This is a genomic window from Mangrovimonas aestuarii, from assembly GCF_028767185.1.
GTDB classification, from domain to species: Bacteria; Bacteroidota; Bacteroidia; order Flavobacteriales; family Flavobacteriaceae; genus Mangrovimonas_B; species Mangrovimonas_B aestuarii.
This window is the reverse complement of the sequence record NZ_JARACK010000001.1, coordinates 79,036-93,204: the sequence shown is the minus strand read 5'-3', so window position 1 is coordinate 93,204 and position 14,169 is coordinate 79,036. Positions and strand designations below refer to the sequence as shown.

Genomic DNA, 14,169 nt, shown 5'->3' with positions numbered 1-14,169 from the left:
TGTTATTCTATCAAAATTAGCCAAAAAAATCAGAAAACACCTATATAAGCCCGGCACGTTTTAATAAGGCTTCAGGATTTGGTTCCATGCCCCTAAAACGTTTGTATAGTTCCATAGGGTGCTCTGTTCCTCCTTGACTTAAAATGTTATTCTTGAATTTGTCGGCAACCGTTTTGTTGAAAATCCCTTCCTTCTTAAAGTACTCAAAAGCATCGGCATCCAATACTTCAGCCCACTTGTAGCTGTAGTACCCTGATGAATATCCGCCCTGGAAAATATGAGAGAATGAAGTACTCATACAGTTCTCGGCAACATCAGGATATAACTGTGTGCCTTCAAAAGCTTTTTGTTCTTGGTTTTTAACGTTTGTTATATGCGATGGGTCCTGACCGTGCCAACTCATATCAAGAAGTCCAAAGCTTAACTGTCTTAAGGTTTGCATGCCCTCATGAAAGTTCGAAGCGTCTTTTATTCTTTTTACCAAATCCATTGGAATTACTTCTCCAGTTTCGTAATGTCTGGCAAATAGTTCAAGAGCTTCTTTTTCATAACACCAGTTTTCCAAAATTTGACTTGGTAATTCAACAAAATCCCAGTAAACACTCGTTCCAGAAAGGTTAGGATAGGTGGTGTTGGCTAACATTCCGTGCAGGGCATGCCCAAATTCATGGAATAAAGTGGTAACCTCGTTAAAGGTTAATAATGATGGTTTTGTTTTTGTTGGCTTGGTAAAGTTGCAAACAATAGAAATATGCGGCCTTTCATTTTTACCTTCCTTGATAAACTGTGGCTTAAACGATGTCATCCATGCGCCGTTACGTTTTCCAGTCCTAGGAAAGAAGTCGGCGTAGAAAATGGCAACCAATTCTCCTTGGTCATCAGTTACCTTGTAGGTCATCACTTCTTCATGGTATTTGTCGATATCATGAATTTCTTCAAAATGTAAACCATAAAGTTTTTGAGCTACAGTGAATACCCCCTCAATTACATACTCCAATTTAAAATACGGTTTCAACTTCTCATCATCAAGATCGAAAAGCTTTTGCTTTAATTTTTCAGAATAATAAGCACCGTCCCATTTTTCAAGATGGTCAATTGCATCCAGCTGCATGGCGAATTCTGTTAGTTTTTCGAATTCTTTTTGAGCGGCTGGCTTTGCCTTTTCCAATAGTTCTTCTAAAAAGCTTGAAACTTGTTCCGGAGTTTCAGCCATACGCTCCTCTAGTACAAAATGCGCATGCGATTTATATCCTAATAGCTGTGCGCGTTTATGACGTAAGTTAGCAATACGTAATACGTTAGACTGGTTATCGTGTTTGTTGCCTTGAAATCCTTTGCTGCCAAAAGCTAATGCTAGTTTTTTTCGAAGCTCTCTATTGTTGGCATAGGTCATAAATGGAATGTAGCTTGGGTAGTCTAGAGTAATAATCCAACCTTCTTTGTCTTTAGACTCAGCCAATTGCTTTGCAGCTTCTATAGCGCCTTCTGGTAGACCAGACAGATCTTCTTGATCAGTAATGTGCATTTCGAAAGCATTGGTTTCCGCTAAAACATTTTCACCAAACTTTAGTTTTAATTGACTTAATTCCTTATCAATGGCACGTAGTTCTTGTTTTTTGTCTTCGACTAAGTTCGCTCCGTTTCTAGTAAAGCTTTTATACTTTTTATCAAGTAGGGTGTGCTGTTCAGGACTTAGCTTAAGCGTTTCTTTCTGCTTGTAAACAGTTTTTACACGTTCAAAAAGTGCAGTGTTCAACGTAATGTCGTTAGCAAACTCAGCAAGAAGGGGAGAAATCTGTTGTGCTAATGCTTGAATTTCATCATTGGTTTCGGCAGAGTTTAGATTAAAGAAAATACTGCTTACACGATCCAATTGTTGGCCAGAAAAAGACAAGGCCTCAATTGTGTTTTTAAAGGAAGCGGGTTCAGGATTTGACGTTATGGTACTAATTTCTTCCTTAGTCTTTGTGATCAACTGCTTGATTGCAGGGAGGTAATCCTTAGTTTCTATTGCGTAAAATGGAGCTGTATTGTATTTTGTTTTGAAAGTTTCTAATAAAACCGACATATTTGATCTTTAGAATATGAATTAATGTTAAAGTGTTGAAAAAGTTATGGATATATTGGGGGAATATGCTATTTTTGCATCGATTTTTTTCATGAGAGTTGGTTACTCATAAAAAATATTGATTAATAGCGAATGAAAGCCTCGAGGTTACTCGAGGCTTTTTTATTTAGCTTAAATCCTTAGCAGACTCTTCAACTTTTGCTTTTAGACCTTCTTTGTAAACTAGGATTTTGTCTAGTACACATTTGTCTGATGAACCTATAATCTGTGCAGCAAGGATGCCTGCATTTTTTGCACCATTTAAGGCAACTGTTGCAACAGGTACTCCACCAGGCATTTGAAGAATAGATAGTACCGAATCCCATCCGTCAATGGAGTTACTGCTCTTTACAGGAACACCAATAACCGGTAGAGGAGATAATGAAGCTACCATTCCAGGTAGGTGTGCTGCACCACCAGCTCCAGCAATAATTACCGAAATGTCTCTCAGGTGAGCATTTTTACCGTAATCGAACAATTTTTCTGGCGTACGGTGTGCCGATACAATATCGACTTCCACTTCAATGTCAAATCCTTTTAAAATATCTATAGCATCTTGCATTACGGGAAGATCACTTTTGCTTCCCATGATAACTCCTACTTTACTCATATCTTTATTTTGTAGTTGTATTACTTATTACTTGAATGGTTTTCTTCACGTTTTCTGCTACACGACGGGCTTCATTTATGTCTTCGTGAACAATGGTTACATGCCCCATTTTTCTGAAAGGACGTGTTTGACGCTTACCGTAAATGTGAGGTGTAACACCGTCCATTTCCATAATGGTTTCAATGTCTTTGTAAACGACATCGCCTGTATGGTTTTCTGCGCCAACCAAATTAACCATTACACCGCCAACTTTACTGTCGGTGCGACCTAAAGGTAAATTTAGTACGGCGCGTACGTGCTGCTCAAATTGCGAGGTGTAACTCGCTTCAATGGTTTGGTGACCTGAGTTATGTGGGCGTGGAGCAACTTCGTTGATCAAAATATTATTGTCTTGTGTTTGGAACATTTCCACAGCCAAAAGGCCAACGTGATTGAATGCTTCTGAAGTTTTTAGAGCAACTTCTTCCGCTTTTTTAATCACGTTTTCGTCTATTCTAGCAGGACAGATTACATATTCCACTTGATTGGCTTCAGGGTGGAACTCCATTTCCACGACAGGGTAACTTGCAATTTCACCTTTAGCGTTTCTGGCAACTATTACAGCTAATTCATTCTTAAAAGGTACCAAAGTCTCAGCAATACACTCAACGTTTGGCAATCCATCAAGGTCGTTTGCGTTTCTAACGATTTTTACACCTTGACCATCGTATCCAAACTGGGCACTCTTCCAGACGAAAGGCAGTGTAAGCCCTCCGTTGTTTATTGCATCCTTAATTTCGCTAGTGTAAGCAAAGCGGGTAAAAGGAGCTGTAGGTAATTCGTTATCGGTGTAAAACAGTTTTTGTTTGGCTTTGTTTTGGATGGTTCTTAGTGTTTTTGATGAAGGGTAAACTTTCACACCTTCTTTTTCCAATGCCTCCAAAGCGTCTACATTAACGTTTTCGATTTCGAAGGTAAGTACATCTACCTGCTTTCCGAAGTTGTAAACGGCATCGAAATCCATTAAATCACCAAGGTGAAATTCGTTACAGGCTATTTTGCAAGGAGCATCGTTACTGGCATCCATAACGGCAGTGTAAATGTCGAACTTTCGGGTTTCGGTAAGCATCATTTTACCAAGTTGACCACCACCTAAAATTCCAAGCTTAAAATCTGAGGAAAAATAATTCATGTTGTTTGTTTAGCTACGTATTTACTTCAGTAGCTGCAAAAATACACTTAAATATGTAATCCACAGGAATAAAAGTCGGGCAAAAAGGCTAATTTAGTGAGTGGTATACTGTAATCGGTATCAAATCATTATCTTTGCCAAGAATTAACCAAAAAATTAAGTTAGTCTTCCATGATTAAGCTTCACGACAAATACTTTAAACCGTTCATTTCTTCTGAAAAAATAGACGCTACCCTACAAAATATGGTAGACCGTATTGCAGCTGATGTAGGTGACGAGGTGCCCGTATTTGTTGGGATTCTAAACGGATCGTTCATGGTTGTGAGCGATTTTGTGAAAAAATATCCAAAACCCTGTGAAGTGACATTTATTAAACTCGCTTCATACGAAGGGTTGAAGTCAACTGAAGATATTCAGAGACTTATTGGGCTAACCCAAGATTTAACTGGACGAACAGTGGTTATTCTGGAAGACATTATTGATACTGGTAGTACTCTGGCAGAAGTGCACCGCATTTTTAAGAACGAAAATGTAAAGGACTTGAAAATTGCGACACTATTCTATAAGCCAGATGCATACAAACGTGATTTTAAGATACATTATGTGGGTATTGAAATCCCTGATAAATTTATTGTAGGTTACGGACTGGACTACGATGGGTTAGGGCGTGATTTACCCGAAGTTTACCAAATAAAAACAACACAACACATGACAAATTTAGTCCTGTTTGGACCTCCGGGTGCAGGAAAAGGTACGCAAGCCGAATTTTTAAAGGAAAAATACAATTTAGTACACATCTCTACTGGTGATGTATTTAGATATAACATAAAAAATGAAACCGCTTTGGGGATGTTGGCGAAGTCATACATCGACAAAGGGGAGTTGGTACCAGATCAAGTAACTATCGATATGCTTGAAGCCGAGGTAGAAAAGAACGCTGGAGCCAATGGATTTATCTTTGACGGTTTTCCAAGAACTGAAGCTCAAGCTAAAGCTTTAGAAAGCTTGATGGAAAGCAAGGACTCTGCTATTAGTGCAATGATCGCTTTAGAAGTTGAAGATGAAATTCTTGTAGAACGTTTGTTGGAGCGTGGAAAAACAAGTGGTAGACCTGATGATGCAGATGAATCTATTATTAGAAACCGTATCACAGAATACTATAACAAAACTGCAATTTTAAAGAATTACTATTCTGAGCAGAATAAGTATTATGGTGTAAACGGGGTTGGTAGCATTGCCGAGATTACTCAGCGTTTGAGTGATGTTATCGATTCACTGTAATGCACTAAAATAGATTTTAGACTGATTTCAATTTTTTTGATAAACACTTTCGTGCACATTACGGAAGTACACAACGATTATGACTGAAGGGAATTTTGTAGATTATGTAAAGCTTCATGTGTCTTCTGGTAAAGGAGGGAAAGGTTCTATGCACTTACACCGTGAAAAGTATATTGCCAAAGGAGGCCCTGATGGTGGTGACGGTGGTCGTGGAGGGCATGTTATCCTAAAGGGAAACAAAAACCTTTGGACTCTTTTTACCTATAAGTTTAAAAGACACTTTAAAGCCGAGCATGGTGGTGCCGGTGGAAAACAGCGTAGTACTGGTGCCGATGGTGCTGATGTGTATATGGAGGTGCCATTGGGAACGGTAATTCGCGATACCGAAACCAATGAAATCCTTTTTGAGGTTACCGAGCATGGTGAAGAAAGAATCATTGCTGAAGGTGGTAAAGGAGGTAAGGGGAACTGGCATTTTAAAAGTGCTACGAACCAAACACCTCGTTATGCGCAACCAGGTATTCCCGGAGAGGAAAAGAATATCACTCTAGAATTAAAAGTATTGGCCGATGTTGGCTTGGTAGGTTTTCCTAACGCAGGGAAATCTACTTTACTGTCGGTGCTAACTGCGGCTAAACCAAAAATAGCCGATTACGAGTTTACTACATTGAAACCTAACCTCGGTATTGTGAAATACCGCGACTACCAAACCTTTGTAATAGCAGATATTCCTGGTATCATTGAAGGAGCTGCCGAAGGAAGAGGCTTAGGGCATTACTTTTTAAGACATATAGAGCGTAACTCAACACTGTTGTTTTTAATTCCAGCTGATGCAGATGATGTTAGGAAACAATACGATATTCTTTTGGATGAATTACGACGATATAATCCAGAGATGTTGGATAAGGAACGCTTTGTAGTGATTTCCAAATCCGATATGTTGGATGATGAGCTTAAAGCCGAATTGAAAGCTGAGTTGGATGAAACCTTACCAGTAGATTACATGTTTATTTCATCTGTTGCCCAAAAAGGACTTACCGAACTTAAGGATAAGCTTTGGTCAATGCTGAATGATTAATCATAAAAATATTTAGTTTAAAAGAGTCCAATGTAACTTAACTTTCAAAGTTGTATTGGACCCTTTTTCAATATCATTGGTTTTCATTAACTTGTGTTAAAACTAATACAAGTTGAATATGAGATACTTCTTGGCGTTTGCCTTAATTGCTGCCTTGGTTTCTTGTGGCGTACAAGTAAACTACGACTACGACAGAACCATAGACTTTACGCAGTACAAAACCTACAATTACTTTTCTGATATTAATACCGGTTTAAGTGAATTGGACAATAAACGACTGTTCAGTGCTTTTGATACCAAAATGCAAGACATGGGATTCGCTAAATCGGATAACCCCGATTTTTTGGTTGATATCCGCAGTTCAACTTACCAAGACACCCAACAAAGTAATGTTGGTATTGGTGTTGGAGGAACAGGAGGCGATGTTGGTGGAGGTGTGTCTGTAGGAATACCGTTGGGATATAGTAATCTAAACCGAGAGATTATCTTCAATTTTGTAGATCAGGATAAAGGATTGATATGGCAAGCTATAAGCGCAGGGACGCTTAGTTCTTCTGCTACTCCAACTGAGCGAGAAGACTTTTTACAGCGTATTGTCGATAAGGTTTTGGATGGGTACCCTCCAAAGACTAAGTAGATTTCCTATATGGAAAACATCTTTTCCTTGTTCCCTTAAATGTTTTTGCTCTATTTCTTAAATTTGGGAAAACACTTAAAGTCATGATAGAATTAAATAATAAAGTTGCTTTGATAACCGGTGGAACCAAGGGTATTGGTTACGGAATAGCTCAATGTTTAATGAACGAAGGAATTCATGTTGCCATTACCGGGCGAGAAAAAGAATCGGTAGAAGTTGCCGCTAACACATTGAACAAAACAATAGATACTGGAGCAAAAGCAATTGGGATTCCAGCCGATGTTAGAGACTTTAACAGTCAGAAAGCTGCTGTTGATGCTACTATAAAAGAGTTTGGTCAATTGGATATTGTTATAGCGAATGCAGGGATAGGTCATTTTGGTAGTATAGAAAACCTAACTGCTCAGCAATGGCAAGAAACTATAGATACTAACTTAACGGGGCCATTTTATACCATTAAAGCTAGTGTGGAGGCCTTAAAGAAAAGTAAAGGGTATTATATTACGATTTCCAGTTTGGCAGGAACAAATTTCTTTGCTCAAGGTTCTGCTTATAATGCCAGTAAGTTCGGATTAACAGGATTCACTCAAGCTGTAATGTTAGATCTAAGGCAATATGGTATAAAAGTGAGTACCATTATGCCGGGTTCTGTTTCTACTTATTTTAATGGTAACGAACCAGATTCCAGTGATGCTTGGAAAATACAGATTGAAGATCTAGGGCAAATGGTGGTAGATCTGTTGAAAATGAATCCAAGAACCTTACCTAGCAAGATTGAGGTGCGACCAGCGATGCCACCTGTAAAATAAGGTCGATTCTTTATTGTCACAATTCCAAATAGATTATATTCGCAATTATAATAATGAAAATCCTATGAGTGGAATATCAATTAAATTGTCTGTAGCTTCTTATGTGTTATGTTCAATAGCTTTATTTATAATTATGTATTTTTTTATGGATAAAGATTTAATGGATTCTATATTCACTTCATTATTTGTTTTTGTGTTACCCATGTTGGTAAACTTGCTAGTTAGGAAAAATAAAAAGGACTTAAGAATTTAAATTGTTAAGCTGAATTGATATAAAAAAAGCCGCAAAATATTTTTTGCGGCTTTTTCTTTAGTAAACATTTGAATTAATTGTTTCCTATTGTAGTTATGCGAATGCCTTCACTGTGACTGCTAAATTCTGGAGCGTACATACTTTGAATGGTTGTAATACCATTTGAGAACTCTCCTTCGTTGTTTACCCTTAAATCGTATTCGAATACAAATACACCTTTGGGCAAATAGTCAAAGAAGAAATGGGTAGCGACATCTTTAGTACTTTCATAATAACCCAAACCATCTTGCCATTTATATTGCGATAGTACATTTAGAGGTTCCAATCCTGAAGCGCGCATGTCTTTCATGTGTAAAAATTCCATCGCACGGTCGGATCGCAGCTCAATTCTAACACGAACTAAGTCACCAACCTTTAATGTTGAATTCTCATTGATTGGAGTTAGCAATTCACCAGTATCTGAATAGGTTCTTTTAAAAAGTTGTTTTTTTAACTGAAACGGTGATTCGGCGGGTGTGATTTTATCCAAATCTTCAAAATATTGCCAGTATAAGCTTCCCCAAGCAATACCCTTATCGTTTTTGGTGATGGTAACCTCACTCATATTGGGAGTGATTTCGTTTGCTGTCCAAGACGTTTTGAAATAACCAGTACCAGCTTCAGATTTTACTTCATCCAGTTTTTCCTCCGCAATAGATTCTCCCCCTATCGTTAAATCTACAGTATCAGTAACACTTAACCAATCGCTGCCTTGTAGTAATAGTGCGTAGACTGCTTCTGTAGTAGCTTTAGTGGTTTTCCAGCTATTGGTTTGTTTGTTTTTAAGCAACCATATTTTTAATAGATCAATAGTTTCTGTGTCTGGAGCAACCTCACTGAATACCTCAATCATCAAAGCTTGTGTTTCAATAGGAGCTTGGTGCCAATACAGGGAGTTGGTATTGTCTTTCCAGTACATTCCCAGTTCATCGGAAGTGATACTGGTTTCTTTCAATGATTTTATGATTTTGTCGGTCATTTTTGAGTTGTCATTTCTATGGGAAATCAACACCATTAATCCCTTTGCATAAAGTGAACGTTTTAACCAATATTTTTCGATTTGTGTAAGGTAATAATCGGTTACTTTTTCAGTTTCTTTGGATTTTTTAATATCAGGGTAAAAGCTTCTCATGTACAAATAATGCAGTTGAGAATAGCTTAGATGGTCCTGACTAAGATCGATATCTTTATTGTATTTGGTTAAATCCTTATATTCCTTGATGAATTCACCGTCGAGATAGGCGACAGCTTTTTGAATCATTTGAGAAGTCTCGACTCCGCTCGATTTGACATTAAGTTTTGAAAGGTGTCCAAATCCGCTGATAATGTGTTGCGTGATAAAACGGTTAGGGCGTCCGCCATTAAACCAAGACCAAGCTCCATTATTCATTTGGTTTTGTTCGAGTTTTTTAAGATTGGCTTGTAATTGGTTGTTTAGATTGTTTAGGTTGAACAATAATCCAATTCGTTTTTTCTGTTCTGCTTCACTTTGGGCATCGCGTAACCAAGGGGTTTCTTGAATCAATAACGATTTTAATTCTTCGTTTTTCTCCAAATTGGAAATCAGTGCATCTTGAGATGCCCATTGGTTGAATACCTCTTTAATACGAGGGTTGGAATTGGCAATATGGCTTGCAAGTGCATTGGAGTAATAGCGGGAGAAAGTTTGCTCGTTGCATTCATAAGGGAACTCCATAAGATAAGGTAATGCTTGTACTGCATACCAAGCAGGGTTGGAAGTGATTTCCAATGTGAGTTTATGGTTTTTCAGTGTAGTAGATGTGTTGGTTTTTAGTTTGTCCAATACGAATGTTCGCGTTTCACCAGACTTCACCCACATGGGGAGGGTTTCGGTAACTATCATGCGATTGGATAATACAGGTAATGCATTTTGTTCACCGTCGCTAAAGTCTCCAGCTTTTGCCATGATTTTATATTGAACTGCCTTAATGCCTTCTGGAATAAATAAACTCCATGATATTTGGGTGTTCCCTTTTTCATCTACCGTAAACAGTTTAATATTGTTGCTGTTTTGTAGCTGTTCATCTATTGGGTTTCCTGTTAGGGCATCAAACAATTGTAAAGCCGCTTGCCCAGATAATGCTTCTTCAGAAAGGTTACTAATCTTACTGCTAATAATAATCTTATCACCTTCCCTTAAAAAGCGTGGCGCATTAGGAATAACCATAAGCTGCTTTTGGGTAACGGTTTCAAGTGTTTCTACTTTATTTTCCAATGTCTTGGTATGAGCTAAAAGTTGCAATTTCCATTGAGTTAAAGCTTCGGGTGTTGTGAAGCTGAAACTTACATTTCCATCTTTATCAGTTTGTAGCTGGGGAAAGAAAAAGGCAGTTTCTTCAAGGTTTTTACGAATTTGAACGTCTGAGAAATTGGTTGTTTCTTCAATAGTTACGCCAGTTGCTTCTCCCTGTAGGTAGCCATTCGTGGTATCAGCTTCAGCTTTTTGAACTTCTGGTGCAGTACCATAGCCTACAGCCACTACTTCTTCGTTTAATGCATTGTCTTCTTCGATAACAACTCCAGCAACTTGACTCTCGAGTTGTCTTATGAAGTAGCGATTTCCAAAACTAAACCCAAACCAATTCCATTGATCATAGCGTTTGGTGAAGTAAGATGTTCTGTTGACTGGATTGTAAACTCGAAATCCTTTAGTCCCAAAGCTACCGCCATTACCTCGATGGTTATACGAGTAGTAAGTTGATTTTTGTAATGGATTGAATTGCCATTGGTGAGGCTTAAACTGATCCAATGAAGCATCGTACATGCTTGCCAAAAGCTCAGAGGAAACCTGTTCTCCTTTTGGGCCTTTTATTTTGAATTGCCATAGTTCGTCTGTACCTGGCTCCAGTTTATCCCTAAAAGTAACGGTCTCTATTTCCAAATCTGTTTTAGGGTAGGGAACAGAGATGGTTATGCTGTTGCTTTCAAAAGTGTTTTGGAAGGCAAAGCTGTAGTGTATTGTAAAGCCACCAAGATCGGCTTTGTTTACCGGGATATTGATTGTCTTTTTTTCTTTTGTCAGTTGAATGGTTTGGGTTTTAGTAATGATGTGGTCTTTTTCAATAGCAATTGTTACCGCCAAATTATCGAAGGTTGTACCTAAGCTTAATTGTACTTCATCTTTTGGCTGATAGGTTGTTTTATCCGTAGAAATAGAGAACAACTGGTTGTCTGCTGGAATTTTGTCCTTGTTACTGTAAAGGCGTATCCTAGCCTGATCTTTTATAACTTGATTAAAGCGGTCTTTGCTTTCTAGTTCTATAATATACAGACCCGACTCCCAGTTTTTTATTTTTCCTAAGGCCATGGTTTTGGAGATGTCGGTATTGAAATCACCATTAAATACCAATGCGCCTTTCTTCCAGTAATCAGGATTGTTTTCATCTTGATAGGCTTCATGGGGGAAGAGCGTTTTAAATTCACTTTCGGTAAATCCAGGGTAGTCTGGTGCAGCCCATGGTCTGTTGCGTAAAACCTTGTCTGGGGCCTGTAATTTATAGATGCGTATTGTTCCGTTTGCAGGTACAAATTCTCCGTTGAGGTTTTGGGTGTTTATATTGATTTTATGGTCTTTCAGTGATTTATCCAATTCCTCTGCTATAGATATTGAAGCGGTTAACGTATGATAGCCGACGTTTACTGTAGTTGTAGTGGTTCTTGTTTCTCCGTTAATGTCGGTAACTTCGGCAGTGATTTCGTAATGAAAAATAGGATTGTTAGCCCTTTCTACATCGGTGTCTGGAATAGCTTTGAAGAGGATGGTAAATTTCCCTTTGTCATTGGTTGTGGTTGTGCCATAGGCTATTTCCTGCGGTTCGCTGGTGTACATAGGACGGTGCCAATAATACCAGCGTGGTAACTCTACTTTTCTATGAACACGGTAGGTTACTTGAGCGTCACTGATGTTGCTTCCTGCATAAGCTAAAGCTTGTCCGGTTACTTCAATGCTGTCGTTTACCCTAAAAATATCAGTTATAGGGTTAAATTCGGTTTTGAATTTTGGACGCTTATATTCTTCAACAGAAATATAGGCTTCGGACCAGTCAATGTTGTCACTGAATGCCTCTATTGTATATTGACCGGTTAATCCATTTTTGGGGAGGATGTATTGTCCACTTACGGAGCCAAATTCATTAGTGATTAGTTCCAATTCACCAATCTCCTCACCATTGACATCACTTAAGTCAACATAGATTTCTTCGTTTGGTAAAACTTCAGACTTACCATTTTTAGTTTTTATGGCAATAGCCTTAAAGTATACGGTTTGCCCGGGACGGTATATACTACGGTCTGTAAAAATAAATGCACTGTATTTTGTTTTGTTTTCATTTCCGTTGCCTCGATAGGTTCTGTTGATATAGTAGTCGCCAAAATGGGCTTTGTCTCCTTTGTGGTTAATTTCGAAATGTATATTTCTACGATTGATGGTCTCGGATTTATCAATCCAAAACTCTCCTTTTTCGTTTGTTTTATGTGTTTCGCTTATTTTTGGTGAACTGTAGTCTTTTATGTAATTGACAATCACATTGGTATAGGTGATTGATTTACCGGTATTGCGGTCTATGATTTGGTAAACTTGTCTTTTAGTATCACTTTGTTCCACTAAGGCTAGGTTTGTAACCTGTGTGGTTGTCAACCCTAAGATGTTACTTTCATTATTTACTTTGGCGACAATAAGATAATGTCCGTTTTCAAGAGGCGGTAAAAGGATTTCTGTTGTGTGATTCTGATAATCGTTTTCGTCATGTAATTGAGCATTCCAATCCTTTGAAGCTTTTAATGTTTTGATGAACGCTCTTTGCTCGTCTTCACGGTAAATCTGATTGAAAGCTTTAACTTGATCGAATGTAAGTGGGTAAGCAAATAAATTAATTTGCTTAATGTTTTTATACTGTACCAACAGTTTGGAGTTGGTGTTTATAGGTAAATGAGCTTCACAAGTTATGCCAATTGAAGGTTGAAGGATGCTAGATTTAAGTGTAGTGCATTGTTTTGCTGCATCACTATTTGGGAATGTACTGATAACTTTATTGCAGAGTTGTAAAGCGTCTTTACGTTTCCAACGATTAGTGTCGTTGGTTTTTGGATGGTATTCATTCGCTTGATTATTCCATAGTCGGGCAATCTCAAAATCGTAAAGGCCAGAAACAGATTTACTGGTGTACTCCTTACTGGAATTTGTTAAGGTTTCTAAATAAAGCCTATCTTTTTCAGAAGAAGTAAGGTGCTCTCGAACATATTGCAATCTGGATATATCTACATCTACCAGAGCATCGGGTTTATCATCTTTTAAATGGAAATTAATTAAACGTTGGTAGATTTTAATAGCATTAAGCTCTAATGCTGTAGAATCTTTCGATTCTAGTTTTAATCTAGAAAATGTTTTTGCATCGGCCAGATATTTCGGATTGTCCATCTCAAAGGCATAGACTGGTTTGGTAACACTATGTTCAGTCGATTTATAAAACTCAAGGGCATTATGAGCCAGTAAGTCGAATAGGGTAGGGCGATAGGTTTTCGAGTTCTTAACTGTATCTAGTAATACCTTATAGTTTTCTACAGGTGTATGCTGTAGTATGAGGCCGTTGTTAAGTGAGTTTTGGAAATATTTATGGGTTTCGGTAAAAAGAGTTTCCAAATCCCAAGTGCGAAAATCATTTTCATCAACTTTCTCTTCAGTTTTGGTTCGTTGGTAAAAGCGGTAACGGTTTTGTTGGAAATATTGCCAATAAAGATTAGCCAGAATATTTTCTAAAACGTTTTTAGCTGGTGCTTTCTGTTGTTTAATAGCATCCTTAAAATCGTTAACTATATTTAGCTGCGCATCCTCTTCAAGAATTAAGGCGTATTTGCTTTTAAAGAGTAAGGCTTTTATCTGTTGTGGAGTATTGCCATCTTGCTCGGCTTGTTTGGATAGCTTTTCCACTAAAGTTAAAGCGGATTTGGGAAGGCCCTCTTGCTCTAAAGAGATGACTTCTTCCCATTCCTTTTCATAGTAATCATCTTGGGAGAATAAACTAATACAGAAAAATAAACTAAAACAAAGCAAGAGATGTCTCATAGACTAGAAATTAAATTGTTGGATTTAGAATTTTCTATGATTGATTTGAGTATGAAAGTAACCAAATTCGTTCAATAGAAACATTAATTTATCAACAAATCA

Annotated in this window: 8 protein-coding genes; 4 read left to right on the top strand and 4 right to left on the bottom strand. The window is 37.8% G+C overall.

Translation table 11 applies throughout. The annotated features are described in order from the left end of the window. Nucleotides 1–40: 40 nt before the first annotated feature. The 3 genes from PWU04_RS00445 to PWU04_RS00435 all read right to left on the bottom strand — a co-directional run bounded on the left by PWU04_RS00445 (nucleotide 41) and on the right by PWU04_RS00435 (nucleotide 3,888). Nucleotides 41–2,068 (bottom strand): M3 family metallopeptidase, encoded by a 2,028-nt coding sequence (locus tag PWU04_RS00445; protein WP_274473830.1) that lies wholly within the window; start codon nucleotides 2,066–2,068, stop codon nucleotides 41–43. Between the two features lie 166 nt (nucleotides 2,069–2,234). Beyond that, on the bottom strand, nucleotides 2,235–2,717 hold the full coding sequence (gene purE / locus PWU04_RS00440; RefSeq protein WP_274473829.1) for a 5-(carboxyamino)imidazole ribonucleotide mutase: 483 nt from the start codon (nucleotides 2,715–2,717) through the stop codon (nucleotides 2,235–2,237). Nucleotides 2,718–2,721: 4 nt separating this feature from the next. Beyond that, nucleotides 2,722–3,888 carry a 5-(carboxyamino)imidazole ribonucleotide synthase gene (locus PWU04_RS00435; RefSeq protein WP_274473828.1) on the bottom strand — a complete coding sequence of 389 codons (1,167 nt, stop codon included), beginning with the start codon at nucleotides 3,886–3,888 and terminating at the stop codon, nucleotides 2,722–2,724. A 171-nt stretch (nucleotides 3,889–4,059) separates the two neighbouring features. On the opposite strand from PWU04_RS00435, the gene PWU04_RS00430 reads away from it, so the two are divergent. The 4 genes from PWU04_RS00430 (at nucleotide 4,060) to PWU04_RS00415 (ending at nucleotide 7,693) form a co-directional block, all read left to right on the top strand. Beyond that, the gene (locus PWU04_RS00430; RefSeq protein WP_274473827.1) at nucleotides 4,060–5,169 is read left to right on the top strand and encodes an adenylate kinase; all 1,110 of its coding nucleotides are present in this window, start codon (nucleotides 4,060–4,062) and stop codon (nucleotides 5,167–5,169) included. 79 nt (nucleotides 5,170–5,248) lie between these two features. Further along, complete coding sequence (gene obgE, locus PWU04_RS00425; protein ID WP_274473826.1) at nucleotides 5,249–6,247, top strand: GTPase ObgE; 999 nt, start codon at nucleotides 5,249–5,251, stop codon at nucleotides 6,245–6,247. Between the two features lie 118 nt (nucleotides 6,248–6,365). Next, nucleotides 6,366–6,884, top strand: coding sequence for a DUF4136 domain-containing protein (locus PWU04_RS00420; protein ID WP_274473825.1), 519 nt, complete (start codon nucleotides 6,366–6,368; stop codon nucleotides 6,882–6,884). Nucleotides 6,885–6,967: 83 nt separating this feature from the next. Next, a complete protein-coding gene (locus PWU04_RS00415) occupies nucleotides 6,968–7,693 on the top strand; it encodes an SDR family oxidoreductase (RefSeq protein WP_274473824.1) in 726 nt (241 codons plus the stop codon). Nucleotides 7,694–8,019: 326 nt separating this feature from the next. Here the strand turns inward: PWU04_RS00415 and PWU04_RS00410 are convergent, their stop codons facing one another. Then, complete coding sequence (locus PWU04_RS00410; protein WP_274473823.1) at nucleotides 8,020–14,067, bottom strand: alpha-2-macroglobulin family protein; 6,048 nt, start codon at nucleotides 14,065–14,067, stop codon at nucleotides 8,020–8,022. Between the last annotated feature and the right edge of the window lie 102 nt (nucleotides 14,068–14,169).